Origin of the sequence: Pelagibius sp. Alg239-R121, from assembly GCF_947331435.1 — a bacterium.
Lineage (GTDB): Bacteria > Pseudomonadota > Alphaproteobacteria > Kiloniellales > Kiloniellaceae > Denitrobaculum.
In genome coordinates, this window is the sequence record NZ_CAMZOF010000013.1 from 178,675 (window position 1) to 204,057 (window position 25,383).

The 25,383-nt window shown below is 57.6% G+C and carries 26 protein-coding genes; 10 read left to right on the forward strand and 16 right to left on the reverse strand.

Annotated elements, in window-relative coordinates:
- Positions 1–34: 34 nt before the first annotated feature.
- Complete coding sequence (locus QMZ18_RS32965; protein WP_282610693.1) at positions 35–376, forward strand: RidA family protein; 342 nt, start codon at positions 35–37, stop codon at positions 374–376.
- Positions 377–708: 332 nt separating this feature from the next.
- Here QMZ18_RS32965 and QMZ18_RS32970 read toward each other — a convergent pair whose 3' ends face one another.
- Positions 709–1,779 (reverse strand): DMT family transporter, encoded by a 1,071-nt coding sequence (locus tag QMZ18_RS32970; RefSeq protein ID WP_282610694.1) that lies wholly within the window; start codon positions 1,777–1,779, stop codon positions 709–711.
- Between the two features lie 210 nt (positions 1,780–1,989).
- Between QMZ18_RS32970 and QMZ18_RS32975 the strand changes: the two genes are divergently transcribed.
- Both QMZ18_RS32975 and QMZ18_RS32980 read left to right on the forward strand, forming a co-directional pair.
- A complete protein-coding gene (locus QMZ18_RS32975) occupies positions 1,990–2,946 on the forward strand; it encodes a nitronate monooxygenase family protein (RefSeq protein ID WP_282610695.1) in 957 nt (318 codons plus the stop codon).
- A gap of 235 nt (positions 2,947–3,181) precedes the next feature.
- Positions 3,182–5,134 carry a hypothetical protein gene (locus tag QMZ18_RS32980; protein ID WP_282610696.1) on the forward strand — a complete coding sequence of 651 codons (1,953 nt, stop codon included), beginning with the start codon at positions 3,182–3,184 and terminating at the stop codon, positions 5,132–5,134.
- A gap of 9 nt (positions 5,135–5,143) precedes the next feature.
- Here QMZ18_RS32980 and QMZ18_RS32985 read toward each other — a convergent pair whose 3' ends face one another.
- On the reverse strand, positions 5,144–6,073 hold the full coding sequence (locus QMZ18_RS32985) for a LysR family transcriptional regulator (RefSeq protein ID WP_282610697.1): 930 nt from the start codon (positions 6,071–6,073) through the stop codon (positions 5,144–5,146).
- A 94-nt stretch (positions 6,074–6,167) separates the two neighbouring features.
- On the opposite strand from QMZ18_RS32985, the gene QMZ18_RS32990 reads away from it, so the two are divergent.
- Both QMZ18_RS32990 and QMZ18_RS32995 read left to right on the forward strand, forming a co-directional pair.
- Complete coding sequence (locus tag QMZ18_RS32990) at positions 6,168–7,058, forward strand: dimethylarginine dimethylaminohydrolase family protein (protein WP_282610698.1); 891 nt, start codon at positions 6,168–6,170, stop codon at positions 7,056–7,058.
- A 95-nt stretch (positions 7,059–7,153) separates the two neighbouring features.
- The gene (locus QMZ18_RS32995; RefSeq protein WP_282610699.1) at positions 7,154–7,585 is read left to right on the forward strand and encodes a DUF1801 domain-containing protein; all 432 of its coding nucleotides are present in this window, start codon (positions 7,154–7,156) and stop codon (positions 7,583–7,585) included.
- A 399-nt stretch (positions 7,586–7,984) separates the two neighbouring features.
- Here the strand turns inward: QMZ18_RS32995 and QMZ18_RS33000 are convergent, their stop codons facing one another.
- Positions 7,985–8,659: a hypothetical protein gene (locus tag QMZ18_RS33000; protein WP_282610700.1), complete on the reverse strand. Its 675-nt coding sequence runs from the start codon at positions 8,657–8,659 to the stop codon at positions 7,985–7,987.
- Positions 8,660–8,728: 69 nt separating this feature from the next.
- Here QMZ18_RS33000 and QMZ18_RS33005 point away from each other — a divergent pair, with 69 nt between their 5' ends.
- Complete coding sequence (locus tag QMZ18_RS33005) at positions 8,729–9,307, forward strand: TetR/AcrR family transcriptional regulator (RefSeq protein WP_282610701.1); 579 nt, start codon at positions 8,729–8,731, stop codon at positions 9,305–9,307.
- Between the two features lie 45 nt (positions 9,308–9,352).
- Here QMZ18_RS33005 and QMZ18_RS33010 read toward each other — a convergent pair whose 3' ends face one another.
- From QMZ18_RS33010 to QMZ18_RS33035, 6 genes are all read right to left on the reverse strand, one after another.
- On the reverse strand, positions 9,353–9,814 hold the full coding sequence (locus QMZ18_RS33010) for a GNAT family N-acetyltransferase (RefSeq protein ID WP_282610702.1): 462 nt from the start codon (positions 9,812–9,814) through the stop codon (positions 9,353–9,355).
- 94 nt (positions 9,815–9,908) lie between these two features.
- A complete protein-coding gene (locus QMZ18_RS33015) occupies positions 9,909–10,667 on the reverse strand; it encodes an ABC transporter ATP-binding protein (RefSeq protein ID WP_282610703.1) in 759 nt (252 codons plus the stop codon).
- Positions 10,664–11,713: an iron ABC transporter permease gene (locus tag QMZ18_RS33020; RefSeq protein ID WP_282610704.1), complete on the reverse strand. Its 1,050-nt coding sequence runs from the start codon at positions 11,711–11,713 to the stop codon at positions 10,664–10,666. Before QMZ18_RS33020 ends, QMZ18_RS33015 begins: the two co-directional genes overlap by 4 nt.
- Positions 11,714–11,786: 73 nt before the next feature.
- A complete protein-coding gene (locus QMZ18_RS33025; protein WP_282610705.1) occupies positions 11,787–12,902 on the reverse strand; it encodes an ABC transporter substrate-binding protein in 1,116 nt (371 codons plus the stop codon).
- A gap of 78 nt (positions 12,903–12,980) precedes the next feature.
- Complete coding sequence (locus QMZ18_RS33030; protein ID WP_282610706.1) at positions 12,981–13,406, reverse strand: hypothetical protein; 426 nt, start codon at positions 13,404–13,406, stop codon at positions 12,981–12,983.
- Positions 13,407–13,668: 262 nt separating this feature from the next.
- A complete protein-coding gene (locus tag QMZ18_RS33035) occupies positions 13,669–14,043 on the reverse strand; it encodes a VOC family protein (protein ID WP_282610707.1) in 375 nt (124 codons plus the stop codon).
- 199 nt (positions 14,044–14,242) lie between these two features.
- Here QMZ18_RS33035 and QMZ18_RS33040 point away from each other — a divergent pair, with 199 nt between their 5' ends.
- A complete protein-coding gene (locus QMZ18_RS33040) occupies positions 14,243–15,151 on the forward strand; it encodes a helix-turn-helix transcriptional regulator (protein ID WP_282610708.1) in 909 nt (302 codons plus the stop codon).
- Positions 15,152–15,166: 15 nt separating this feature from the next.
- Positions 15,167–15,844 carry a bifunctional 2-polyprenyl-6-hydroxyphenol methylase/3-demethylubiquinol 3-O-methyltransferase UbiG gene (locus QMZ18_RS33045; RefSeq protein WP_282610709.1) on the forward strand — a complete coding sequence of 226 codons (678 nt, stop codon included), beginning with the start codon at positions 15,167–15,169 and terminating at the stop codon, positions 15,842–15,844.
- 9 nt (positions 15,845–15,853) lie between these two features.
- Here the strand turns inward: QMZ18_RS33045 and QMZ18_RS33050 are convergent, their stop codons facing one another.
- Genes QMZ18_RS33050 through QMZ18_RS33060 form a run of 3 tightly spaced genes read right to left on the reverse strand, consistent with a single transcriptional unit; the run spans position 15,854 to position 18,196 of the window.
- The gene (locus QMZ18_RS33050; RefSeq protein ID WP_282610710.1) at positions 15,854–16,708 is read right to left on the reverse strand and encodes a substrate-binding domain-containing protein; all 855 of its coding nucleotides are present in this window, start codon (positions 16,706–16,708) and stop codon (positions 15,854–15,856) included.
- A 26-nt stretch (positions 16,709–16,734) separates the two neighbouring features.
- Positions 16,735–17,496: an ATP-binding cassette domain-containing protein gene (locus QMZ18_RS33055; protein WP_282610711.1), complete on the reverse strand. Its 762-nt coding sequence runs from the start codon at positions 17,494–17,496 to the stop codon at positions 16,735–16,737.
- Positions 17,489–18,196 carry an ABC transporter permease gene (locus tag QMZ18_RS33060; protein ID WP_322097552.1) on the reverse strand — a complete coding sequence of 236 codons (708 nt, stop codon included), beginning with the start codon at positions 18,194–18,196 and terminating at the stop codon, positions 17,489–17,491. Before QMZ18_RS33060 ends, QMZ18_RS33055 begins: the two co-directional genes overlap by 8 nt.
- A 596-nt stretch (positions 18,197–18,792) precedes the next feature.
- Between QMZ18_RS33060 and QMZ18_RS33065 the strand changes: the two genes are divergently transcribed.
- Positions 18,793–19,623, forward strand: coding sequence for an AraC family transcriptional regulator (locus QMZ18_RS33065; RefSeq protein ID WP_282610712.1), 831 nt, complete (start codon positions 18,793–18,795; stop codon positions 19,621–19,623).
- Positions 19,624–19,895: 272 nt separating this feature from the next.
- Here the strand turns inward: QMZ18_RS33065 and QMZ18_RS33070 are convergent, their stop codons facing one another.
- Entirely contained in the window at positions 19,896–20,486 is a 591-nt protein-coding gene (locus tag QMZ18_RS33070) for a LysE family translocator (RefSeq protein ID WP_282610713.1), read from the reverse strand.
- Between the two features lie 200 nt (positions 20,487–20,686).
- Here QMZ18_RS33070 and QMZ18_RS33075 point away from each other — a divergent pair, with 200 nt between their 5' ends.
- Positions 20,687–21,250, forward strand: coding sequence for a cysteine hydrolase family protein (locus QMZ18_RS33075; RefSeq protein ID WP_282610714.1), 564 nt, complete (start codon positions 20,687–20,689; stop codon positions 21,248–21,250).
- Positions 21,251–21,460: 210 nt separating this feature from the next.
- On the opposite strand, the gene QMZ18_RS33080 is transcribed toward QMZ18_RS33075, so the two are convergent.
- The 3 genes from QMZ18_RS33080 to QMZ18_RS33090 form a co-directional block, all read right to left on the reverse strand.
- Entirely contained in the window at positions 21,461–22,915 is a 1,455-nt protein-coding gene (locus QMZ18_RS33080) for a sulfatase-like hydrolase/transferase (protein ID WP_282610715.1), read from the reverse strand.
- 288 nt (positions 22,916–23,203) lie between these two features.
- A complete protein-coding gene (locus QMZ18_RS33085; protein ID WP_282610716.1) occupies positions 23,204–24,010 on the reverse strand; it encodes an ATP-binding cassette domain-containing protein in 807 nt (268 codons plus the stop codon).
- 3 nt (positions 24,011–24,013) lie between these two features.
- A complete protein-coding gene (locus QMZ18_RS33090) occupies positions 24,014–25,279 on the reverse strand; it encodes a sugar ABC transporter permease (protein ID WP_282610717.1) in 1,266 nt (421 codons plus the stop codon).
- Positions 25,280–25,383 lie beyond the last annotated feature (104 nt).

Below are 25,383 nucleotides of genomic sequence, written 5' to 3' on the forward strand. Positions count from 1 at the left end.
GTGCCGACACCCAGGCCGAGATGAGAGTGCGTTTATGAGTGAGATTGAGAGAACACCAGGGGGTGCGCGCGGCCGCTGCCGCTCAGTCACGTATGGCGACTTTGTCTGGACCGTGGGGACCGGTACGGGTGCGAGTGTTGCGGAGCAGACCCGCAGCACTCTGGCGCAGATCGAGAACAATCTGAAAGAGGCGGGCACGGACAAGCACCGTATTCTGGAAGCGACTGTCTATCTGACCGACATGGCCACCAAGGCCGAGATGGATGAAGTCTGGTGTGACTGGATTCCGGATGACGGCTGGCCTTGCCGGGCCTGTGTTGGTACCGACCTTGCTCCCGGCGATCTGGTGGAGGTCAAATTGATCGCGGCGAAGTAGACCGGCGCCTCAAAACTTGGAGACCCTACCTCGCGGATTAGCGGCACAGTTCCTATATGAAATGACGAACCTGATACCAGGCGGAAGATTCTGGAGCGCGCTTTTCAGATGACCTTTATCTACGACCAGCTCGAAGCCCATGAATTTGCATCAGGGCCTTGTGCCCTATGCGGTCGGGATACAAAAGGGTCGACCTATTGGTCGGGTATCGGGCCCGCGCCGGCACTCTTTACACCCGGTGCGAACAAGCCCTTCTGCAGTGCCGCTTGTTCAGCGAACTATGCTGTTTCGGAAAATGATCCGAAAGCCGGTCACACGTAAAATCCACGGAATCAGTCTGGTGTGGCGGGGATGGCCGTTTTGTGTTGCACGGGAGCCTTTGTCCGGTCTTGTCGGAATGCACCATAGTTGACCAGATAGAGCGAGAATGAGACCAGCAGAACTGCGATCCAGACCAAGACTGAATGTCGCTCGCCAAGCAAGACCAAGCCCCAGAAGATGCCGGCGAAGAGTGAGATGAAGCTGCCGAAAGAGACAAAGACAGCACCCGCATGCTTGAGCAGGTAGAAGTAGAGATAAGCCTCGAGAAAACTCACAGGAACGAAGGCAAGTACCGCCCAATGTCCCCAACCCCAGGTCTCGATGAACCAGGGATCGGTCAGATATGCCAACTGTGCAGGTGCTGCGAGCGTCTGCCATAATAAAAACGGCAGCAGCATCGTCGCTGCTGCAACGGCTTCACCCGTGACGACCTGGAATGCCCTCAAATCCGAAGGCCAACGCGCCGCGACGTAGACACCGTCGATTGCGTAGGCCAGAGGGATGACAAGAGCGATCAACATGCTCTCCAGGCGGGCAGATCCGGGCCTGACGATGTTGGGCCAGAGCACGAGCAACACACCAATCATACCCAGGGCAACGGCAAGCAGGCGAGGCAATTTCAAGCGCTCGGTGCCGAGCAACGCTACGATTGCAACGGTGAGGACCGGGGTCAGAGATTCGAAAAAGACGATCAGCCCCGCGGAAAGCTGTTCCGCCACCAGAATGACGCCACTGAGAGGTACGACGAATCCGAAGAGTGCACTGATCAGGAAAAACCAGATATGCCCTAGAGTTGGGCGGAACCAGGCACGCCGGCAGGCCATTGCTGCGAGAAAAGCCAACGCCAGGAGAAACATCGCGATCGTCAGGATGGAAAGTTCGTCCAGCTCGGCGTCGGCCGCGATTTTGAGCAGAGTGAATTGCAGGCCCCAGAGCGCGCCCAGCAGAAACAGCAAGAGGCTGTGGTGCCAGCGTTTGGGTTCGTCCGCACCGGATAAACACGCTTGCGTTTGCCCGCGGTCGGCCGACCCTCGTTGACCGATTAACTTCGCCCGCCCGACCTCATCAATGGGTGTCGTCATTTCTCAGTTCGCTTGATCATATGTATACATATTATCATAACATAACATAGTCATTTGTATACGTATGTGTTTTTCTTGTGGCACCGAAAGTTGAGTGTCCAGCGCGCAGTGACCCGGTCGTTGATGAGGATTCTTGACGCCGAGTGGAACCGGCTGCGAACCTGTAACGACGAGACGAGTATCCAAAATTTGAAATCAGGGAGATCTGTTTTGATCCGCACCAAGCTCACCACGAAGTTCGGCATAGATCATCCGATCCTGCTGGCGCCGATGGACAAGGTGTCCGGCGGTACCCTCGCCGCTGCAGTAACGGCGGCGGGCGGTCTCGGGCTGATCGGGGGTGGATATGGGGATGCGGAGTGGTTGGAGGAGCAATTTTCTGCGGCCAATAACCAGCCTGTTGGCGTGGGCTTCATTACCTGGGCTCTGGCGGAGAAACCGCATCTGATGGATCTCTGTCTGGAGCGCAAACCACGTGCCATGATTTTCGCATTCGGTGATGCAACGGAATTTGTGATGAAATGCCGCGACGCCGGGGTTCCGTCGATCTGGCAGGTACATCGGGTTGAGCAAGCGCGTCAGGCCTTGTCTGCGGGAACCGACGTCATCGTGGTGCAGGGGCAGGAGGCTGGCGGGCATGGAATGGATCGCGGCCTGGCGACCCTGTTGCCGGCGGTGCGTGATGCAGCCGGGCCCGATCAAATCATCGTTGCGGCCGGTGGGATCGGCGACGGGCGGGGGCTTGCAGGCTCGTTGATGCTGGGCGCAGACGGAATCATGATGGGGACGCGATTTTGGGCTGCGACAGAAGCCAATGGCCTGAACAGTGCGAAAGCGCGTCTGGTCGAAGCAAAGGGTGACGATACTCTTCGCACGAAGGTCTTCGATGTCGCGCGTGGCCTGGACTGGCCTTGGCATTTTTCAGGCCGGGTTCTGCAGAACGATTATTCACGGCGCTGGCACGGCGATATCGACGCCTTAAAGGCAAATGAATCCGAGCGGACACGCTATAACGAAGCAGAAGCTGAGGACTATGCGACACGGGTCGTGATTGGCGGCGAGGTCGTGGATCTTATTCATGCCATCAAACCCGCAGGTGAAATTATCTCTGATACTGTGGCTCAGGCCGAAGAATTGCTCTCCAATGCGCAAAATTACCTGACCTGACTGCGAAACAGATTCTGATCTGTTATGGATTTGATTTCATCTAAGTTCGATAAATTAACGTTAATAAATTAACTATTATACCAGAAATTACAGAAGTGTTGTGTTCGTGACTGCATTTTTCATGTGTATTGCGATAAAAATAACGTAGTATAGCTCTGCATAATGAGAAATAAGACTTTGCGATTGCGCGCAAGTCGCGTCACCTATTGTATTTTCTCTTCGGCGGAGAATTTTCATGTGTCATTTTCATCGTTTGTTTGCGGCTTCGGTTGCCAGTTTACTCCTAGCAACCGTAATTTTGTTATTCCCGGTCGCGCAATCGCCAGCGCAGGCCGGTGTGGTCGGCAAGTCGCTCGGCGAAGCGGGTATGAACGAACAGGTGCAGAACCTGGGTGACACGCTCAGAAGCGAACTAAGTGCCCTGGCCACGAAAGGCAGGGCGGTTCGAGGCGCCAGCGGAGCGCTGGAGGAGTTGACCGTCAATTCAGGCGAACTGATCTGCAATGCCTGGCTGATCAGCTTCCGGGTCGATATCCGCAATATGATCATCGAGAACGCTGTGCTTTCGGGTGAAGAACAGATCCGGCACACGCAAGTGATCAAGAAAATGCGGGAATTTGTCGAAAAGCTGGAGCTGGAATGCACGCGGGTCGGCCTGATCGGCGATGGCGGACCGACTGGTGGCGGAGGGGAGAGCGAAGAAGACGACGCCGAAGAGGACAGCAGCGAGGAGGACGAGCCGGAGGAGGAATGGAAGATCACGCCGCTTCCCGGGGAAACCATTGCCGATGCCATCTGCCGTCACCGCTGCCAGGGCGAATACGACAACATGAAAGTCTGGGAGGACTCAGAAAAGAAAGCCGAGGCCAGAGCTCAGAAGGCAAATGAGGATGCTGCCAAGGCGCAAAAGACGGTCTCGAAACTGGAGTCGGATCTGGCGGAGAGCGAAAAGCGCGCCGCCAAAGCCAAACGTATCACCCGCCGGGGAATCTCCGGCGACAGTACTTTCGCCGAGCGCCAGGCGGTCATAAAGGCAGGTCGGGACCTTTCACTGGCCGAAAACGAGGTGAAACGCTACACGCGGGATCTGAAATTCGCCAGAAAAGCACTGAAAAAAGCAAAAGCGGAAGCAGCCAGCTGGAGGGAACATGCCAAGTGGATGAAACGCCATGCGGACGAAGCGCGTCAAGCCTACTACGACTGTCTGAAACGCTGTATCGCTCAGGCCAAGGCGGCCGGCGAGAAAACAACCCTGACCTGCCCGGACGACTATCCCTGCCTTGAAAAGAAGGGCGCCACGTCAAAACCCGTGAAGGGCGGTAAGAACGAGCCCAAGAGCTCCAAGACGGCTTACGCCTGTCCGATGCCGCCGGCGCATCTGGCGGTTGTGGTCGGTGCCAATGACAAAATCGGAAGCGGCGCCCGCCTCAAGAACAAAGCCAAGGAAGCATTTGGCGGTGGCTTCGGAGTGGGCGGCGGCGGCGGAAGTTCAGTCGGTGGCGGATTCGGTCAAGGACGCAGCACTTTCGGCGGCGGTGGCGGCCGCCCCGCATTGGGGCCCAAACCCGATCTCGACGACGATCCCATCGATGACGACGACAAGGTGACCCAGGAGGTTCAGGGTGTCGAGCTTGCCACCGGGGCGGTTTGGACCAACGAAGGCCTGCTCGTCAGCATCAATATTGAGGACTCGCCCGGCGATGGCACTTTTCAGTCGGTTTTTCTGGAGGATTATGAGGGCCGACGCAGGGCGCCGGATGAGATTCGGCTATACGGCCTCTGGCACGAGTGGCAGTTGACTGTGACCTGGACGTACCGGGAATGGGTCGACAACGAGCTGGTTAAAGAGGAAAGCGGCGGTTGGAGCGACGATGGACGCAGTGTCTATGTTGCTTCCTCGCTGACAGAGGGTTTGGCACAGGACGCTGGATTGTGGAAGCTGATGGGCTTCGAAACTGCGAACAAGGGGCTGCGTTCCATCGGTGTGCTGTTCAAAATCAAGAAGGAGGACTTTGTCATGCCGATGGATGTCGTTGTCCACACGACTCTGCCGGAGAAAAGCCCAGTAACGACCGTGCCTATCGTGGGCCGTCTGTTTCGTAAGGGCGCGAAAAACGATGACCGGAATCTGGATGTCTTGATAGAACCGACTTTGGTCACCATTGCGCAGGAAAACGGCTGCTATTAAGACGTTGCGTTAACCGCCAACGGGCTTGCGTTCCAGGATTTCCAGAAAGGTTTGGCGGGCGGTTGAAGGATTACTTCCCCGTTTGGTGACAATCTCGATCTTTGTGTTGAGCCGGTGGCGGTGGGGCAGGAGGGAGCGCATGCGGCCTTCCTTCACCCAACGTGCAGCGTAGTGAACCGGCAGGTAACCGACGAAACTTCCTGACAGGATCATGAAGGCGACGCCTTCGACCTGATGTGCTGCTGCCGTTGAGGCCAGATGGGCGGTCCTGGGTGCGACCTGCTCTTCGGACAGATAGGCACGCCGTACCAACTCTGCGGATTTTAGGTCACGGGTGGTCAGACCGTTTGTGACCTGTTCGAAAAGCGGATGTCCTTTGCCGCAATAGAGCTCGACCGGGTCATCTCCGATGGTTTCGTAGATCAGGCCCGGCCGGTGCTGGTGAAATACGCCTATGCCGATGTCTGCACGGCCATCGAAGACGGCCAGTTCGATCTCGTCGGGAGCAAGGGAATAGATATCAATCTGAACTTCAGGAGCCAGGGATTTGAATTGAGCAAGGGCCGACGCCAGTGGAGAGCGTTCGTCAGCAACCCAGTTCTCTATGATGGCAAGGGATAGCTGGCCGGTCAGGCGGCCGCGGCTGGCATCGATCGTCCCGCGGAAGTTTTCCAATGCGGCAAAGAGTTGTTTTGCTGCATTGAATACCGTTGAGCCCTGTTCGGTGATCCGAAAACCGCCGCGGCCGCGCTGACACAAGCGCATGCCCAAACGGCTTTCCAGCTCAGAGATCTGCCGGCTGATGGTGGATGTGGCCACGTTCAGCGAAACCTGAGCGGCGGAAAACCCGCCCGCTTCGACGACCGTGGCGAAGACCGCGAGATGATGAAGGTCAGTCTTGGATAGCTTTCCAAGGGGCGAAGACCGATGCGTTATCATATTTGTAATTATATACAAGTAAGAAGCCAATAATCGATATTTTTAATAACTTTGTATTTCGCTAGCCTTGGCACGCATGCGAAGGAGTTTACTTATGCCGGACGATACCATCCTCAAGAACTGGGGCATCAACAACGACTATGCGCCGTTGCGCGATGTCCTGCTGGGTAAGCCTGAATATTTTCGCTGGGTTGAGGCCGGACCCTTGATTGGCCGGACTCTGGCCAACGCACATAAGACCGGTGCGAAGTTCGACCTCCAGACCGCAATGGCCCAGCACGCCGAGATGGTGTCGATTTACGAGGATAACGGTGTTGCCTGTCACTACCTAGAGGCCGATCCGGTATTGCACCGTAATTTTTTCGCCCGCGATAGCTCAGCCATGACGCCCTGGGGTGCGCTGATCTGCCATATGCAGCTCAAGGTCCGCCGGGCCGACTATGTCACCGCGATTAAGTTCTATCAGGAAAACGGCGTCCCGATCTGGAACTACGCAACGGCGGGACATTTCGAAGGCGGCGACTTTGTCATTCTGGAACCGGGCAAGGTGCTGATCGGTTATTGTGGTGAGCGCTCGGAAAAAGAGGGCTCCGAACAGGTGGCTGAGATGGTGCGGAAGGAAGGCTGGGAGGCCGTCACTGCACCGATCAGCAGGGAATTTGTCCATATGGACGGGCTGGTCGTACCTTTGGCCGAAAAGCTGCTGGTTGCCTGCATCGACGCGTTGGAGCCTTGGGTGGTCGAACAGCTCAAGGACTGGGGGTTTGATTTTGTCGACGTGCCCTACCGGGAGGCCAAAAATCTCGGGGTCAATCTGGTGGCACTGGGCAACGGCAAAGTCCTCTCCATGAAGGGGGCGAGTGAGCTCAACGAGAAGATGCGTGCGCTTGGTTTCACCGTCTATGATCCGGATATGTCCATGTTCACGCTGGGCGGCGGCGGTGTGCATTGCCTCTGCCAGGCACTTTGCCGGGACGTTGTTTGATGTCCGGTCCGGCGGTGCCTCCATTGCGCAGATTGCCTGTGGCCGGTTAATCTCCTGTCCTGTACTCAAAGCAGTAGCATGAGAGAGCCGGGACGATGGGGAAACAGGGCGAAGAAATAGCCGATCCTGCTGTGCGCGCGGTTTTCGTGGCCTATCCGGTCGAGGTGAAAGACAAGCTGCTTCACTTGCGCCGTTTAATCCTTGAGACGGCTGCAGACACAGAAGGCGTCGGGCCGCTACAGGAAACCCTGAAGTGGGGGCAGCCGAGCTATCTGACACCGAAATCGAAGAGCGGCAGCACTATCCGGATTGACCAGGTAAAAGGGCAGGAGGGGCGTTACGCGCTCTATTGCCACTGCCAGACCTCGCTGATCGAGAGCTTTCGTGCACTCTATCCCGATGACTTCCGCTTCGAGGGCAATCGTGCAGTGATCCTCGACGCCGCCGATCAGCTTGACGACGAAGCGCTTAGGCACTGCATCGCTCTGGCGCTGACTTATCACGCAAGAAAGCAGAGTGCCGGTTAGCGTGACGCATGCACGACGTTCTCGAAATTGAGCGGAGGTCGTCTGTGTGGCAGTCACTGTCAGATCTGTTTTTGGACACGGAGCTGTCCGCGACCGATATCAAACATATTGCGGATAATATCAGGCGTGCGGGCTTTTCAGCGAACGAAGCAGAAGAGATTCTGCGTACCGAAGTCGCCCCCGTTTTTTGGACGAATCTCTGCAAACCTGCGGGTGAATGGGCTCCATGGAGCAAGGAGCAGGTGTGCGAATTGGTTTGTGAGAAACTCAGGACGCGGCCGCGAACGAGACTTTTCTCTTGGTTCTATAACTGGATTTCCCGCAGGCAGATGTCCCTGGTCAAATCAGATTGGCTCCGTGTGCGGGCTTGCTTGGAAAAGGAGCCGTTCACTTAAGTTCTCAGGTCTTGAATGTCACTTCGATCAGCTTTTCCAGCTTCGCCGGTAAGTCCTGCGCGCGGACGATTGTTCCGTGACAGGGGATAAGGATTTCGGGCTTGTCGTCGCGGATCTGGGCTGTTGCCCAAGCAGCGTACAGCGGTTTGTTTCCTGTTCCATAGGTCGGAAAGGGTTTGAGAACCTCTGGCTCGCTTGACGTCATTGCGTCAATACGAAACTGCGGGCCGCAAAAGGCATCGACCACAAGCCAACTTGTCTTTTTTGCGCCTTTGATGCGCAGCCACACCTCGCCCGTCTTCAATCCCTCGGGTGTGATGAAGCTGGCCTCATCGCCCAATAGATTCTCGATGGCTTCCAGGCTTTCCACAGGGAGCTCTGTGACCTTGCGCAGCCTCGGCGCTGCCCCATCCGGCGCGCAGACCCGCGCATCAGGAAAGGTCCCGGCATATTCTCGTAGGCCCATGTGGTGGTAATGGTTTGGCGCGAGCAGAAATGCGACCTCTCCAATCTCCGCGAGGCTTTCGAGGGCGGTCGGGCCGATACCCCTGACCGGACTGAAGAGGCAGAGGCGCCCATCCGTCAACCTAATCGCCGCACAGCGCAGGTTGCCTTTGTGGGCGACGTATACGCCAACGACACCGTCCAGTTTCTCGAATGCAGACAGCTGATTGGTCATCGAAATACCTATTCTTGAGTGATTGCTCAAAAATGTTATCATATGGGCCAGCTAATGCAAGGAGGTACTATGGGGCGCCATCAGGAGTTCGACGCACAGGATGTCCTGGAGCGCGCGATGTGGATCTTTTGGGACAAGGGTTACCGCGCGACCTCCCTGGTCGATCTGGAGGCGGCGACCGGATTGCAGACCGGCAGCATCTACAACGCCTTCGGCAGCAAGAAGGGCTTATTTCTCGCGGTGATCGATTACTACATTGAGCGGGTGGTCGGTCTGCGCGTGGAGACCGTTCTGCAGGCCGGGAAGCCGCTGGAGGCAATCGAAGCCTTCTTTCGAACGGCTTATGTGGAATTGCCAAAGGATCAGCTGATGGGCTGCATGTTGACCAATTCGGCGACAGAAATAGGTTCCGTCGATGCGCAGGTCCAAGAACGGGTTGCGGCCGGCATAGCACGCATTGAATCTGCCTTCAGGGATCGACTGCTCGAGGCCCAGGCTGCCGGAGACCTCGGAACGGATAAGGATCCGGCCATTCTCGCAGTTCATCTTGCGTCCTGCTATCAAGGGCTCGGTGTCACAGGCCGGCTGACAAGGGATAAAACCCGATTAGAGATTATTTCCGACGCCGCGATGTCATGCCTTCGCTAGACCCTGGTTGCGGGTCGAGATGGCGCGCGGAGATTGTGGTGGTTGTCAGAAGTTTTTGCGGTACATGACAAAGCCCGAATGCTCCGCAACCTTGTCGTAGAGCTTCATGGCCGTTTCGTTGGTCTCGTGTGTGTGCCAGTACACACGGATTGCACCGGCTGCCTTCGCCCGGTCATAGACGGCATTGATCAACGCACGTCCGATACCTTTGCCGCGCGTCGTCTCATCGGTGAAGAGGTCCTGCAGATAGCAATTCGGCCCCAGCATCGTTGTGTTGCGATGAAAGATGTAATGGACCAGGCCAACGAGTTTGCCGTCGCGCACGGCGACCAGTGCGTGAACCGGTTCGGAAGGATCGAAGAAGCGGTCCCACGTCATTCTTGTCACTTCGTCGGGAACGGCCGTTGGGCCGGCTCTTTTGTAAAAGCTGTTGTAGCCCTCCCAAAGGCGCAGCCACGGATCGAATTCAGATTGTGACGGGACGCGAACGGTTGTGTCTTCAGGCATGAGGGCTTTCCGCATTTCAGTAAAACGAAACGGCAAAGTCCTCTATGGGTCGTTCAGCGTAAAGATCCGGTTCGAACAACCCGACAGGGCCACATTAACCGGCGCGCAACGGCGTGACGTTCAGGCGCCCGCGTTCACTGTAGGCGACCTCGGCCTCGACACCGTAGACGTGGCGTAGACGGTCCGCCGTCAGGACGTCCTCGGGCGGGCCTTTTGCTTCGATAAGGCCTTCGGAAAGGCAGATCATCTGATCGGCGAACTGTGCGGCGAGTGTCAGGTCATGCATGGCGGCGACGGCAATCGTACCATGCGCTGCGCAGTGCTGCTGCACGGCCTCTAGAACCACCAGTTGATGACGTAGATCCAGGGCTGCCGTTGGTTCGTCGAGCAACAGAACATCGGGTTGCCGGAACAGGGCCTGTGCGAGGTAAACCAATTGCCTCTGACCGCCGCTGATGGCATCGAGCGTGCGGCCCTGCAGTGCGGCCAGGCCGAACTGATCCAGGGCGGCACCCGCCGCTTCCGCGAGGGCGCCTGGAACCGATAAGCCAAGCGAGCGAAGACGACCCAAGAGAACCACTTCCAGAACCGTAAGCGAGGAGACCGGCCCGATATCCTGAGGCATATAGGCAATGACGCTCTGCCGGTCCGCCGTTGCGAGGGGCTTATCCTGCAGGTGGACCTGGCCCTTCGAGGGCAGGAGGCCTGACACCGCCTTGAGCAGCGTCGATTTACCGGCACCGTTCGGACCGATCAGCATGACGAATTGTCCGGCCGCACAGGTCAGGCTGGTTCGCTTTACGATGGAAACCCCGCCGAGCGAGACCGCCAGATCCTTAACGGCTAAAGTCACCAGAACCTCCGGCGGCCGCGGGCGATCAAAAGAAACAGGAATGGCACACCGATAATTGCGGTGACGATGCCGATGGGAACGATCGCGCCGGGGGAGATGAGTTTAGAGGCCACTGAGGCACTGGCCATGACAAAGGCGCCGGTGACCGCCGACATGGGCAGCAGAACCCGCTGATCCTCCCCGACCAGCATGCGGGCGATATGCGGCGCCACCAGACCGATGAAACCGATGGTACCGACAAAAGCAACGGCGCCGGCGGTCAGCAGGACGATCAAGGCAAAGATCTTGAGGCGCAAACGCTCAACTGCGACACCCAGGCTCTGAGCGCGTTCGTCACCTAATCTGAGTGCTGTCAACTTCCAGACGTCCGGAATCAGCAGGAGCGCGACGGTCAGGAGAATGCCGCACGTGATGGATACGGAAAGATAGCTCGCCTTGACCAGGCTGCCGAATAGCCAGAAGACGATCTCCTGAAGAACCTCGGGCGCGGCCATGTATTGCACCAGAGACTGGAGGGACTGGAACATGAAGAGCGTGGCGATTCCCGCCAGGATCATGACTTCCGACGTCATGCCGCGCATCCTTGCCATGCCATAGACGATGCAGGCGGCCAGCGCACCACCCACACAGGCGGCGACAGGGATCGAAAAATCCGGAATCACCGGCAGTTCAAAGCCGGTCAGGATCGCGAGCGCGGCCCCGCAACCGGCAGCAGCCGAAAAACCCAATGTGTAGGGACTCGCGAGGGGATTGCCCAGGATGGTTTGCATCAAGGCGCCTGCGGTCCCGAGAGAGGCGCCGACCAGTAATGCCATAAGAGTCATTGGCAGACGGATTTCGCGGACAATGACATGAACTGTTGGATCGACCTGGCTCGCCGGTAGAACGAGGGCGGAAACCACGTCGCCGAATGCCAGAAATGCCGGCCCGACAAGGATATCGATGACGACGACCAGGGTCAGGGCGATCGCTGCCGAAAAGAGGATCAGGCTGCGGCGTCTGACGAGCGCGACGTAGGTCAGCGTTTCCGAACCAATTAACGCCATGTCAGGACGCCCTTTGTGCGAATGCGGGAGATGCCGGTGCGCTGGTAGGCGCACCGGTGGTGTTGCTCGAAACTCAATCGAGCTTCAGCATAAAGCTGCCCTCGGCTTCGATCGGTAGATAGGTTTCGTAGAAACGCTTGTGGTTTGCGACCGGGTCGACGTCCGTAAAGGCTTTCGGGTGCAGTACCTTCGCGATGTATTGCAGAAAGGTGTAATCATAGAGAGTGCGGGCGCCACCGTGATAGACGGCATGGATCTCGCCCTCCTGTACGGCAGGCAGGTTGCTCCAACCTGGCCGCTTGACATAAGGCTGTATCCTTGCGCGGGTGACGTCTTCTTCGATACCGAAGCCCATCAGAACCGCTTTGTCCCGGCCCGCCCAGTCGGAACCTGCCAGAAAGACAGTTTTGGGCTTGCTGGCCAGGACATACTCGGGATTCAGCGGGCCCCAGTTTTCGATCTTGCTCTCGGCAATGTTTTGGCCACCGGCCATTTTGACCACGCCACCCCACATGGTGGGACCGTAGGAGTTACCATAGGTCCCCGGACCTTTGTTGCCGAGTTCGACGTAAACCGGGGCAGGGGCGTTGCCTCTGGATTTAACCCGTTGAATCACATCGAGGACAGCGGCTTCGTATTCGTCTGCCAGCTTCTCGGCACGCGCTTCACTGGCCATGACTTGGCCGATGATCCGTGTGCTCGCCAAATGTTTCTCAAGGGTTTGCGCATTGTAGTCGGTGACCACAATAGGGATGCCGGCGGCCTCCAACTTGGCGATTCCCTCTGCACCTAGGCCCCGGTACTGCCAGCTGGCGATGATCGCCACGTCGGGCTTCGCCGCCACCGCTTTCTCAATGGAAAAGCCGCCGGCCTCTTCGTATCCAACATCGATCAAACCGGTGATCCGGGGGATTGCCTTGCTGTAGACCTGAAACTGGGTGTTGCGCCAACCTTCCCAGGGTTCGCGGGAGATCGCGACGACCCGGTCGTAGGCACCTTTACCAACGATGGCGTAGAAGTCTTCGAAATAGAAAGTCAGCAGAACCCGTTCCGCACCATGCGGCACGACGACCTCGCGACCTTCGGTGTCGGTGATGGTGATGGTTTCGGCTGACGCAGCCAGAGTAAGTGACAGAGAGAGGGCCATCGCGGCGACGGCGGCAGCGAGCCCGTTCAGAGCTTTGTACATTTCAGATTTTTCCTTTGAGCATATTGAAACGACCGGCGTCCAATTCTGGGCTGCGGTGGTCTGTGGTTTATGCGGCGCTCAAAGGGGAGGGGCGCGGCTGTGAAATGCTGTCGCACCACCGTCGCGCGGCAGAACTTGCGCGATGTTTATCCTGTAGTGACAAGTCGTCGAGAGCGAAGCAGTCGGGCCCGACTGTTCAGGGCCAGAGATTGCAGCCGATCCGCCGAACGGTTGGCACCACTGGCAACCGGGGTAGAAGGTGGATTCTTCTGGCAGTTCCCTGCCTTCGGAATCCAGACTGATGACCATAAGGCCCTTCGGCGTGCAAATCACCAGCGTATCGACGGCTAGAGCTTCGACCGCAGAAAAGGAATCCGCCGCGTACTTCACCGGAGACGCGACATCCACACGCTGGGCAAAGACCGACGTCGTCGCGATCTGCGCGAGCAGCCAAGCAATCAATGGCAGCAGTGCCAATCGTCGGAATTTGCGGAGTTTAGCCAAGGGAGGAACCCGTGCCGAAAAAACGATGGCGTGACGTTATAGTATTACACAATGCCGTCAATCGGTTTTTCGCGTGGTTGCTGGCAGAGATGCCAGAACTGTTGACCGCACAGGATGCGAATGTAAACGGTAGCGACCCGCTTTTGTATTACATACGTGGCGCCGATTATTCGCGATTTAGATTGGTGTTCCGGCAAATTTCCAGAAGATGTGCGTTTCACTGTTTGAGACACCCATAGCCAACGCAATACCAAGCTGGACGTCACGCCAGACCCGGCTCGTCTGTATCGGGTTTGAGGTCGTGACCGAAGGCGAGCAGATGGCCATCGAGATCGCGGATGTCGAAGTCACGTGAGCCGTAAAAGGTGTCTTCCAGCGCGCGGGCGATCTCCACGCCATTTCGGCTAAATTCCGCGTGTAGGGCATCGGCATCTTTGACGTAAATATAGGCTGCCCAGTATTGATTGTTGGGGAGAGGGCCGTCGCCGCGGGAGCGGTCCAGAGCGATCGTCACCTGTCCACGTTGGACAATGCAAAAGTCGGGGCCGTCGCCCCAGGTGCCGTGAGATTTAAAACCCAGCTTCTCACAATAAAACCTCTCGCTTCTCGTGACGTCGGTGACCTGAAGAACGGGCATTGAGCGGATCATGGTTCTATTGACTTTCTGTATGATTGAGTTGCTAAGAAAAGTTGAAATTTTCTGGAGATGACACCATCGAAACGATAATTCTGTCAATACCACCGCATCAACCCGGCGGAGCTAAACTTGGGGCGCTGACGTGGATGTTGAACGCTTAGCAGTTTCAATTTCCCCCACAGCCGGTGTATTGAAGGGTATGGAAATTCGAAGCAGCCCCCCCGAGTATCTGACGACCCGCGAGGTGGCGGAGTTGCTACGCGTCAAGGAACGCAAGGTCTATGAAATGGCGGCGGCCGAGGAGATTCCCTGCCGGCGCGTGACCGGCAAACTCCTGTTCCCACGCGTTGAGCTGGAAGCCTGGCTGGTTGGCGAACTGCCGGTAGGAGGCGGTCGTGCCGTGGCCGTTGCCCGCCCAGCGCCGGCGAGTGTCGTTGCGGGCAGTCACGACCCGCTGCTCGACTGGGCAATTCGAGAATCCGGTTCCGGTCTTGCGACTTTCTTCGACGGCAGCCTGGACGGCTTAACACGCTTGGAAACAGGCGATGCAATGGCGGCAGGGCTTCACGTCTTCGAGCCGGATAGGGACGATTGGAACATCAGGCACGTGACCAATAGCCTGGGATCGGCACCTGTTGTTCTGGTCGAGTGGGCAATCCGCCGCCAGGGCTTGATCCTGTCTGCCGGGCTTGCTGAATCCGTACGGAGCATTGGAGATCTCCGTGGCAAGTGTCTGGTTCGCCGGCAGCCGGCGGCAGGTGCAGGTATCCTGCTGAATCATCTGCTGCAGGAGGCCGGGATCACTTCAAACGAGATCACTTTCAGTAAGGACGTGGCTCGGACCGAAACCGATGCCGCGGTCGCCGTCGCCTCTGGCCGGGCGGATGCTGCACCCGGTCTTGAAGCCATGGCCAAACAGTTCGGCCTGGCATTCGTTCCAACGCAGGAGGAGCGTTTCGATCTGGTCGTCGATCGGCGCAGCTGGTTCGAACCGCCGTTTCAGGCATTACTGGAATTCTGCCGCGGAGATGCTTTTGCCGCCAAGGCAGAGGAACTTGGCGGGTACAACCTCAGCGGCCATGGCCGTGTACATTGGAACGGCGCCTGATGTTCGCGATCTGTAATGCGTGAGCCGCTGGGCAGCGCACAAGCCTGGGACGCCCGCTACGGTGCGGTCGATGGCGGGCTGTTCGGCGAAGTGCCGAACGAATATCTGCGCATGTTTTGCGCGCGCGGGGATTTCCGCGCCTTCAATCCGCGCACGGTCCTTTGCCTGGCGGATGGGGACGGCAGAAACGGGACCTGGCTGGCGCAACAGGGTTTGGACGTGACGGCTGTTGACCATTCAGCTGAAGCGACCCGGCGTGCGCTCGCGCGAGACGATGCCGCTGGGGTGAAAGTGGAACGCATTACCGCTGATCTTGCCGATTGGGCGCCAGAGACCGGGCGAAACTGGGATCTGGCGTGCATTCTCTATCTGCACGGCACGGCCGCACTGCGGGAACGGGCCGTTCGACTTGCCTATGAATCCCTTACGCACGATGGCTGGCTGCTGTTGGAAGGCTTTTCCAAGGCCCAGGCGGAACGGCCTGAGATGGGGCCCGACAACGCGGATAAACTTTATGACAAAGACGAGCTTACCCGGTGGCTGTCTGATGCCCTGATCGTCGAAGCGACGAGCGGTTTTGTTCGTTTGGAAGAAGGACGGCGGCACGCGGGAGAAGCCGCGGTGGAACGACTTGCCGCGCGCCGCCGCTTCAATGCCGGACCAGGTGCAAGCCCGGCAAGTTCGGGGATTTAGTATTTCGATTTAGCTGTTTGGCTTGTCCCCTGCGTTGGGGAAGAACAGCTGCTGACCATTGAATTTAAAATCGGCGATGGCGGTCTGACCTTCCTTGGAGAGAACCCAATTGATAAAGGTCTTGCTCAGCTCCGCTTTCACGTTGGCACAGATCTTCGGATTAACCTGAATGACGCCGTACTGATTGAACATGTCGTCGTCACCTTCAACGGCAATGCCGTAACCCGCCTTGTTGCCGAAGGCGATCCAGGTCGCCCGGTCAGTCATGACATATGCGCCCATACCCACGGCGACATTGAGCGTTGCCCCCATGCCGGATCCGGTTTCGCGGTACCAGCCGCCGCTTGCACCGGAGAGGTCGATTCCCGCAGATTCCCAGAGTGCCAGTTCTTTTTTGTGGGTGCCGCTGTCGTCCCCGCGGGAGGCAAAGGGTGCCCTTGCTCTTTGAATATTGGCGAGCGCCGTTTTTACGTCGTTCGATCCGGCAACGCCAGCCGGGTCCGATGCCGGGCCGACGATGATGAAATCGTTATACATGACATCTGAGCGTGAGACGCCGTGGCCCGCAGCCACGAACTTCTCTTCGGCTGATTTGGCATGGACCAGCAGCACATCGCCGTCGCAGTTCTGAGCATTCTTGATGGCTTGTCCGGTACCGACGGCGACGACGCGAACTTCGATCCCGCTTTTTGCCGTGAACCGGGGCAACAGCGCGTCGTAGAGACCGGAGTTCTGGGTCGAGGTCGTGGACTGCACCACAATGAACTTCTCCTCGGCCGACGCAGTGTTGAAGGCTGCGCTGCCAAGGGCCGCGCTTCCAATAACGACGCTGGACAGCAAGACCGGGATACTGCGTTTGAACATTGTAACTTCCTTGGGAATTGCCTGCATCAGAGAAGAAGGTGGCCATCCAGATAGTCTCTGCCTTCTTGAGACTGTGGAGCATCGAAGAAACGTTGCGCCGGTGTAACCTCCGCGACCTGACCGTGATTCAGAAACACGATCTCGTCTGCCAGCCGTTGAGCCTGGCCGCGATCATGGGTGACGAGAACGATTTTCGCGCCGTTCTGCGCCGCCATACGGATCAGGCTTTCAATTGCTGCGGTTGCCTGCGGATCGAGGCTGGCGGTCGGCTCGTCGAGCAACAGGAGTTTTGGCCTCGCCGCCAAAGCCCGGACCAAGGCGACCCGTTGCTGCTCGCCGCCCGACAGCACGCGCGCAGGCCGGTCGGCCAGGTTTTCCAGCTCACCCATTTCCAGGAGTTTCTCGAGCCGGCGCGGTCTCTCGATCCGGCTCACGCCGTAGGTCTTAAGGGCATGCTTGAGGTTAGCGCGAACCGAGCGGCGCAGCAAAACCGGCTTTTGAAAGACCAGCGCGACGCTTTGTGATGGCGTCGTCTCGACACCGTTCCAGCGGACCCGGCCTTCGTCAGGCGCGATCAGCCCGGCCATCAGCCGCAGGGTCAAGCTTTTGCCGGCTCCGTTGGGGCCCATCAGGACTGTGGTACCGCTGGTGGAGAGCGAAAGAGTCAGGCCATCAACCAAGGCCTTGCCACGGCGTTCAAGGACCACGTCGTGCAACGCCACCGCGGGCGGTTTCACCCCGGCTTCGATGACCGAGAGATGGCTCGCGCGGGATATAGGTTCAGGCATAGGCCAGCCGCTCCGCAGACTTGCGCAATCCCATCAAACCAGCGTTCACCAGGATTGAGAGGCCGACCAGAATGATACCCAACCCCAGCGCCAGCGCCAGCGCGCCCTTGGAGGTTTCCAGGGCAATCGCGGTAGTCATGACCCGGGTGACGTGGTTGATGTTGCCGCCGACAATCATGACCGCGCCTACCTCCGCCAGCGCCCGGCCAAGCCCGGCGAGCGCCGCCGTCAGCAGGGAATAACGGGCGTCCCAAAGAAGGGTTGCGATCATGCCAACGCGGTTTGCACCCATGGAGCGCAGCAACTCGTCGTATTCGCCGTGAAGATCGTCGATTACCTGCCGGGTAAGAGATGCGATGATCGGAGTCACCAGAATGGCTTGTGCGATGATCATGGCGGTTGGCGTGTACAGCAGCTGCAGCACACCCAGCGGCCCGGCCGCGGAAAGCATCAAATAAACCGCCAAGCCTACCACGACGGGGGGAAGGCCCATCAGGGCGCTGACCAGCACCACCAGGATGTGCCTGCCTGGAAAACGCCCGACCGCGAGGACGGCACCCAGGGGGAGGCCGATGACGCAGGCGATCAGAACGGCGCTGAAGGTTACGCGCATGGAGAGGCCGATAATCTCCATCAAGCCTGCGTCCAGCCCCGCAATTAACGCGAAGGCCTCGCCAAAAGCTGCCCCAAAATCCTGCACGTATGCTCCCTGCAATCCTGGCGTAGGGCTCTACCGTTTCTGAACCCTTGTGGTTGGTTTTTGATTTTCGGGAAAAAACGGAAAAAAACAACAAAAAACGACAGTAAATGCAGTTTGAGGTTACGAGGGCAGATCAGATCTGGCTGGAATCCGATCGTCGGCTAGACCCAAAAGGCCCACCACTTCTCCTTGGTCAGATAAAGAGCGGTCGCCAGAATGCCCACAATGACCGGAATATGGATGACAAAATCGCCATAGATGAGAACGATCGCGAGTCCGAGGCCAAAGCCGATGCAAAAGCGGTCAGCGCTCTGAAAAGTTTTGCAAGCCTGCCATCTCCACGAGTACGGGACTTTTGTCGATTTTGCCTAAGCAGGTTCAATGGTTGCAGGTTTTCTCCACCCAATCCACACCCACTCAACGCATGTGTGATTGGCTGACGAAAGATACCAGTGACGCCATCCGGCTTTTAGGAGATGGATTCCGGAGCCAAGATACCTCTTAAGCCAGGGGCACGATCAGCCAGCAGCAAGAGCGATCAAGCAGAGAAGGCAAGCAAGCCCTTATTCTCACTGTTGGCTTTAAGGGAAACATAGATGAGCATTCTGGAGAAGGTGGTCTGGTACGTGGAGTGGCGCAGACGCGAGGCGTTCGATCTCGAGGATGTCGCGCAGGCTTGCGGTGTCTCCCGTTTTCACCTCTCGCGCGTCTTCCAAAGTGTCTCTGGCCGCTCGGTCATGGCTTATGCACGGGCGCGCCGGCTTAGTGAAGCGGCCCGGCTGCTGGTCGGCGGCGCGGACGATATCCTGAGCGTCGCTCTGGATGCAGGTTACGGATCCCACGAAGCCTTCACGCGGGCTTTTCGCGAACTCTTCGGCATCACGCCCGAAGCGCTCCGCGCGGCACGCAGCCTCGAAAACCTTCAGCTTGTGGAGCCAATTGCCATGGACGCTTCGTTACTGACCGATCTCCAACCGCCACGCATCGTCGACCGGGAGGCCTTTAGAATCGCGGGCCTGTCGGAGCGCTACAGTTTTGAGACCAATCACAGCATTCCGGACCTCTGGCGTCGTTTTGCGCCCCACTTCGAGCAGATTCCAAATCAAATCGGCAAAACCAGCTACGGCATCTGTTTTAATGGCGATGCAGAGGGGAACTTTGATTATATGGCGGGTGTGGAGGTCGGCAGTGCGGAGGACGAAAATGACGGCCTCGCGCGGATAACGGTGCCGGCGCAACGCTATGCGGTTTTCATCCACAGCGGACACATCTCCGACATCCGCAAAACGGTATATAGCATCTGGAACAAATGGCTGCCCGAAGCTGAAGTCAGTCACGCGGGCGGGCCGGACTTCGAGCTTTATGACGAGCGTTTCGACGGCACGACGGGCAGGGGCGAGGTCGAGATTTGGGTGCCGGTGCGTTAAAGGTGACGCTCAGGGTCTAATTGACAGCCCCAGGCATACGTTTTTCATACAAGCCCGCGATCTGATCTAGGTTAAGGACTCATATTCCTTCATGGCCTTGATCTTATTTTGGGAGATTTTAGGTAGGAGAGGTCTCGAAAGCAGGCCCGGTGAGAGGGGGCGACGCTCCTAAAACCTCCCTAAATACGACCCGCTCGGGCAACAAGATTATGAGTTCCGGGAACCACGTTCTGGAGCAGCGTCGTTAAGTGCCGCCACTTCATTTCTGCATCTTACTTTGGGGCTAGTGCCGCTAGAGCGACAACGGCCAGCATGGACACCGCCATGGCCAAATTGATGCGAAACTGGACGCGTGCCGGGAGATCGAGGCGATGGAGCCAGACACCGGCCCCAAGCCAGAGGAAATGGATCGGGATCCAGATCCCGTTGATCACGACGAGCTTGATCAAGGTCTCGCTCGCCAGGCTCTCCGGCCAAAAAGCAAATCCGGTAAAGAGGGTTGTATTGACCGCATAGGCTTTCGGGTTGATGGCCTGCAAGGTGATGCCGCCCCAGACCCCAGGCGGCTTCGCGGTTTCAATGAAGGCTACTTTTGTTCCTGACAACGCAATGCGCGCTGCGAGAAAAACCAGGTAGCAGGCCGAAGCAATCAGCAGAAGAAACCGCACTTCGGATGTAGCCAGAAGGATTGCCGCGAGCCCCGATATCACCGCCAGGGCAACGAGATTCGTGCCGATAAATAACCCGACAATATAGCGGGCCCCTGATCGGAACCCGAACGCGGATCCGACGCCCGCCGCTGAAAGGACACCTGGCCCCGGCGTGATGAGGAGGAAGAATACGGCAGCGGCAAATGTGAGCATGCGTCGCTGATAACGGAATTCAATTCAGCTGTCGAGAGTGTCGACCCGAAACAGCTATTCCTGGAGGTAGCCAGTCCCGTTTCTGCTCATAAAGTCGGCGCGTAGGCCTCTGGGAACTGGCGCGACGCATAAGCAGCAAGCTCAGGCAGTTTATCCACTGTAGGATTGGGCCTGAGTGCAACAGGTGGTATCAAGGTGCCATGCGTAATCACTGCCTCATCATCATCGATATGTTGCATGACTTCCTGGATCAATGGGAAGCGGATCGCCGCGACAGGCTGATAGAGAGTACAAATAGGCTCATTGAGGCGTTCCGTGTTTTTGCTCTTCCCGTCCTTTGGGTTCGCCAAGAGTTCGAGCCTGATCTCAGCGACGCCTTTCTTGACATGCGTGATAAGCAAATATCGATCACCATCAAAGGGACGCGAGGGTCGCAAATACACAGCGATCTTGCTTTTGAGTCAGGAGATATGACGGTCATCAAGAAACGATACAGCGCTTTCTTTCAAACTGAGTTGGATGAGGTGTTAAAGGATCTTGGGGTGACAGCGCCCGTGCTCGCCGGTGTGAATACGCACGCTTGCATAAGGATGGCTGCGATTGATGCCTATCAACGTGACATGCGCGTCGTCTTGGCCGCTGACTGCATAGGCTCATACGACAACGAACATGCGCAAGTGTCACTGAAGTATATGGATGGCAAAATCGCCTCGGTCACGACAAGCGACCAGATCATCGCAAAGCTCAATCGCACCTCAGCTTGATCGCCGTGTTACCTTGTGGCTTGGACTGCATTTCGGCCATCCGAGCGGTGCCCATACGCTGGCCGTTCTATATTTTATCCCTGGTCCGCCGCGAATTCTTATAATGCTGCATGGCGCAACCATTATTCCTCTCCGCTGCAATTGACGTTAGTTAGCGACCGCCGGCAGTCGTAACCAATGAGCGTGGTTTCGCACCCAGAAAATTTCTGATCAAATGGGGGCTATGACATTTGATATTCGAGTTCCATCGTCCCCGGTTTTAATCATGGTGGTCCGTAGCCCGGTCTTCATGCATTCCAACTCATGAGCAAACTCATTCAGAAAAGCCAGGTTGTGCATCTCGTGGGGATCATTGTCCAAATTGTACAATTCAAGAAATCCGTCTTCTTGCACGACAAGTTTCCAGTCCTTTTCGTAGTAGGCACGCTGAAGGACCGGTTCATGTAATCCATAGTGTTGAGCCATCAGCCCGGTTCGCCATGCACCGTTTGGATTGTCAAACAATGGAACGAGGCTTTGCCCGTGCATTTCGGGATGCGTCAAAATCTCGCTCACTTCGAGGACGGTAGGCACAATATCCATGTTGCTCACCAGATGTCCGACGGTCGTGCCAGCCGGGATGCCAGGCCCACGCAGTAACAATGGAATGCGCATCGTCTCTTCAACCATCAGACCACCTTTATTGGCGATGCCTCCATTTGACGCAACGGCATCCCCATGGTCAGCGCAGAAGATCACAAAGGTATTTTCTGCAAACCCCATATGGTCGAGGGCGTCCAGGAGGTTACTCAGGCCTGCTTCAACCTGGGCTACATGTTCAAGCGACCTCACTGCCATCAGGTTCCATTCGGAGGCGTCAAAATTCAGGGTCTTGCGCCAATAATCACGATACGCCCTATGATGTGGCGGCCGCTGATGGAGTTCGAAATCGAAGTTTGGCCCTAAGTCGATTCCCATTGCTTCCACAGACCCAAAAAAGGGGCGGGATACAAGATAGGGTGGGTGCGGCCCCCAAGGATCAACTCTCATGAAGAATGGTTCGTCGCCGACTGTGTTGAGCCAATCCGTAGCAAGATGCGATAAGAAAAACGTTTCGTGGCTCTTGGCCGGCCCGTCAAGCAGAGCGGTTCCGGACTCATAGTCAAACCACTTATATGCCTCAGTCAAATTTATCCGCGTGCCTTTTTGAAGCCCTGACTCTCCCGGCAATTCGACCTCGGCGACGGGTGGCGAGCAACAGATTTGTCTGAGATAATCTCGATATTCGGCTGTCCCGTATGGATATCCGTACCCTGGAAGTGAAAATCCCTCGAAGCCATAGTCATGGGCAGATCGGTTATTGTCGAGGTGCCATTTCCCGAACCAGGCGCAGCGGTAGCCCCGCTGTCGCAATGGCTGATGCAGAAGCCATTCGGCTTCGTTGATACTTGCCCGACCACCAAATCTGCCATCGTTTTCCGTTAAGCCATGGGCATGCGGGTAGACCCCTGTGAGCATGGAGGCCCGGGCTGGGCTGCAAACTGGAAGAACTGTATGAGCACGGCTGAAGCACATTCCCTCGCGGGCCAGACGGGATTGAAGCTTGAACGCCGTTGCCAAGGTCGGGCGGTTTCCATATGCCAAATGGTCGGCCACAATCCAAACGATATTGGGCTGATTTGCCATGAGACCTCCTACTTCAGCACCCGCAATCCGGAGAGTGTATCGGAACCGGCCTGAAAACAATCTTCAGAAAATGGCCTGGTTTTCCGTTATTGGCGGGTGGCTGTCAGAACGGTGTCCATTCGCAATGACAGCATTTGGCGGCGGTATCAACTGCTGGCGCCGAGCCGAGCAACGTGAACGCACAATCTGAACGTACTGTCGATCTTGACAGCAGTTACGGCTAATTTCCCTGAGGCGCCCGCTAGCCAATCTGAAACTCTAGGATGAGCGCGAGCGCCTCTTTCCTACTCAACTAGCATCCCCATCCAACGCGCCCGGACCCGGCGTGGCACCCGGCGGGCATTTGCCCAGGATGATCATGCCCAGCACCTCGTCTTTGGTGACGTCCTCGGTGCGTGCCGAGCCCACGAGTTGGCCGTTCTTCATGACGCTGACCCGGTCGGCCAGGTCGAAGACATCGTGGATGTCATGGGAGATCAGGAAGATGCCGATGCCTTCGGATTTGAGCTGTTTGATCAGCTCGCCGACCTGGGCGGTTTCCTGCGGGCCGAGCGCGGCGGTGGGCTCGTCCATGATCAGGACCCGGGCGTCAAAGTAGATGGCGCGGGCGATGGCGACCGATTGGCGTTGGCCACCAGAGAGCGCTTTGACGGGGGCGGAGAACTTTTGAAAGTTCGGGTTCAGCCGTCCCATGATCTTGCGGGTCTCGGCCTCCATACGGTCATCGTCGAGAAATCCGCTGCCCGAGACCAATTCCCGGCCCAGAAAAATATTTGAGGCCGCGTCCAGATTATCTGCCAGCGCCAGGGTCTGATAGATCGTCTCGATGTTGTGGTGCCGGGCGTCGCGCGGGTTCTCGATCGTGACCTCCTGGCCGTTGATGCGAATGCTGCCGCTGTCCCGCCGGTAAGCACCCGAGAGAGTCTTGATAAGGGTCGATTTGCCGGCGCCGTTGTGGCCGAGCAGACCCACGACCTCGCCGGGGTAAAGGTCAACATCGACCCCGTCGACGGCTTTGACGCCGCCGAATGCGATGTGAATGTCCTGCAGTTCAACGAGAGGGGTTTGTCCGGCGTGTGAAGCTTGCGTGCTCATGGCTCAATCTCCCGTCTTGCGGCGATAGATGATGTCGGCAAGGACCGCGAGTACCAGGACCAGACCAACAACAATAGACTGCAGTGGTGCGTCGACGCCGACCATAGCCATGCCTGACTGCAGCGACTGCATAACCACAGCCCCGAGAATGGCGCCATAGATCGTGCCGATTCCGCCGGAAAGGGCGGTGCCGCCGATCACGGCCGCCGCGATGACCCGGAGTTCGTCCAGGGTGCCCAAGTCGTTGGCTGCCGAACGCAGACGGGCGGAAGCGATGACCGCGGCGATGGCGGTCAGGAAGCCCATCAAGGCGAAGACCTTGACGGTCAGCAGTTTGGTATCGACCCCGGCGAGTTCCGCCGCATCCGGGTTGCCGCCGGTCGCAAAAATATAGCGGCCAAAGCGGGTGCGCCGGGCGACCACCGTCATGACCGTGGCGACGATCAACACGATAACCACCGGAATGGCGATGCCGTGGGAGAGGACGAGGCCTTCCGGCATTGTCTCACCTCGGGCTGCAAACATGCGCGCCGCGGCTCGGGCTGGAATGGCATAGGCGTTCATCACCGAAGTAAAGCCGAAGATCACCGCAACGAATATCCCGGCTAATGCGATGTCCGCGCCGAAGGGTTTGACCGCGAATCCGTGGTCGCTTTTGCGTTTGCGGGAAAGAAACAGCAAGCCAACGGCAGCGAGCGAAGTGACGGCCGCCAAGAGCCAGCTCCAGGTCGCGCCGAGCGTGCCTTCCGCGCCACCGCCCAGCAGGTTGAAGGTCGAATCAAGGGGTGCAACCGTCTGCCCACCGGTAACCCACCAGGCCGCGCCGCGCCAGACCAGCAGGCCGCCTAATGTGACGATAAAGGCGGGGACTGCGAGGTAACCGACGACATATCCTTGCGCCGCGCCGATCGCTGCGCCCATCAGGGCTCCGCAGAAGATCGTGATGACCCAGATAGCGGGGTGGCCGATACCGAGCAGATCCGGCAAGACCTGCGCCTGCAGCCAGCCGATGGTCATGCCGATGAAACCCAGCAGCGCACCAACCGAGAGGTCGATATGCCGTGTCACGATGATGAACACCATGCCGGTTGCCATGACCGCGACCGACGCGGTTTGAACCGAAAGGTTGAAGAGGTTTCGTGGCGTCAGGAAACGCCCTTCCGTCAGCAGGTCGAACACGATCCAAACGATCACCAATGCGGCAATCATGCCCAAAAGGCGTGTATCTATCTGCAAAGTGCGAACGGCCCGGGATAAGGCGTCACGCATGATGAGCCTCCATTGCGAGATCAGCGCGCAACAGCTCCAGACTGCGGTGCACCGGCTCTCAGCTGAAAAATGTTAGATACAGGGCGATCAGGCGGCCCGGACGT

Excerpts from the sequence above, each read along its gene's own strand:
- QMZ18_RS32965 (WP_282610693.1), top strand. The coding sequence starts at position 35 with ATGAGTGAGATTGAGAGAACACCAGGGGGTGCGCGCGGCCGCTGCCGC.
- QMZ18_RS32970 (WP_282610694.1), bottom strand. The coding sequence starts at position 1,779 with ATGACGACACCCATTGATGAGGTCGGGCGGGCGAAGTTAATCGGTCAA.
- QMZ18_RS32980 (WP_282610696.1), top strand. The coding sequence starts at position 3,182 with ATGTGTCATTTTCATCGTTTGTTTGCGGCTTCGGTTGCCAGTTTACTC.
- QMZ18_RS32985 (WP_282610697.1), bottom strand. The coding sequence starts at position 6,073 with ATGATAACGCATCGGTCTTCGCCCCTTGGAAAGCTATCCAAGACTGAC.
- QMZ18_RS32990 (WP_282610698.1), top strand. The coding sequence starts at position 6,168 with ATGCCGGACGATACCATCCTCAAGAACTGGGGCATCAACAACGACTAT.
- QMZ18_RS32995 (WP_282610699.1), top strand. The coding sequence starts at position 7,154 with ATGGGGAAACAGGGCGAAGAAATAGCCGATCCTGCTGTGCGCGCGGTT.
- QMZ18_RS33000 (WP_282610700.1), bottom strand. The coding sequence starts at position 8,659 with ATGACCAATCAGCTGTCTGCATTCGAGAAACTGGACGGTGTCGTTGGC.
- QMZ18_RS33005 (WP_282610701.1), top strand. The coding sequence starts at position 8,729 with ATGGGGCGCCATCAGGAGTTCGACGCACAGGATGTCCTGGAGCGCGCG.
- QMZ18_RS33010 (WP_282610702.1), bottom strand. The coding sequence starts at position 9,814 with ATGCCTGAAGACACAACCGTTCGCGTCCCGTCACAATCTGAATTCGAT.
- QMZ18_RS33020 (WP_282610704.1), bottom strand. The coding sequence starts at position 11,713 with ATGGCGTTAATTGGTTCGGAAACGCTGACCTACGTCGCGCTCGTCAGA.
- QMZ18_RS33025 (WP_282610705.1), bottom strand. The coding sequence starts at position 12,902 with ATGTACAAAGCTCTGAACGGGCTCGCTGCCGCCGTCGCCGCGATGGCC.
- QMZ18_RS33035 (WP_282610707.1), bottom strand. The coding sequence starts at position 14,043 with ATGCCCGTTCTTCAGGTCACCGACGTCACGAGAAGCGAGAGGTTTTAT.
- QMZ18_RS33040 (WP_282610708.1), top strand. The coding sequence starts at position 14,243 with ATGGAAATTCGAAGCAGCCCCCCCGAGTATCTGACGACCCGCGAGGTG.
- QMZ18_RS33045 (WP_282610709.1), top strand. The coding sequence starts at position 15,167 with ATGCGTGAGCCGCTGGGCAGCGCACAAGCCTGGGACGCCCGCTACGGT.
- QMZ18_RS33050 (WP_282610710.1), bottom strand. The coding sequence starts at position 16,708 with ATGTTCAAACGCAGTATCCCGGTCTTGCTGTCCAGCGTCGTTATTGGA.
- QMZ18_RS33055 (WP_282610711.1), bottom strand. The coding sequence starts at position 17,496 with ATGCCTGAACCTATATCCCGCGCGAGCCATCTCTCGGTCATCGAAGCC.
- QMZ18_RS33065 (WP_282610712.1), top strand. The coding sequence starts at position 18,793 with ATGAGCATTCTGGAGAAGGTGGTCTGGTACGTGGAGTGGCGCAGACGC.
- QMZ18_RS33070 (WP_282610713.1), bottom strand. The coding sequence starts at position 20,486 with ATGCTCACATTTGCCGCTGCCGTATTCTTCCTCCTCATCACGCCGGGG.
- QMZ18_RS33075 (WP_282610714.1), top strand. The coding sequence starts at position 20,687 with ATGCGTAATCACTGCCTCATCATCATCGATATGTTGCATGACTTCCTG.
- QMZ18_RS33080 (WP_282610715.1), bottom strand. The coding sequence starts at position 22,915 with ATGGCAAATCAGCCCAATATCGTTTGGATTGTGGCCGACCATTTGGCA.
- QMZ18_RS33085 (WP_282610716.1), bottom strand. The coding sequence starts at position 24,010 with ATGAGCACGCAAGCTTCACACGCCGGACAAACCCCTCTCGTTGAACTG.
- QMZ18_RS33090 (WP_282610717.1), bottom strand. The coding sequence starts at position 25,279 with ATGCGTGACGCCTTATCCCGGGCCGTTCGCACTTTGCAGATAGATACA.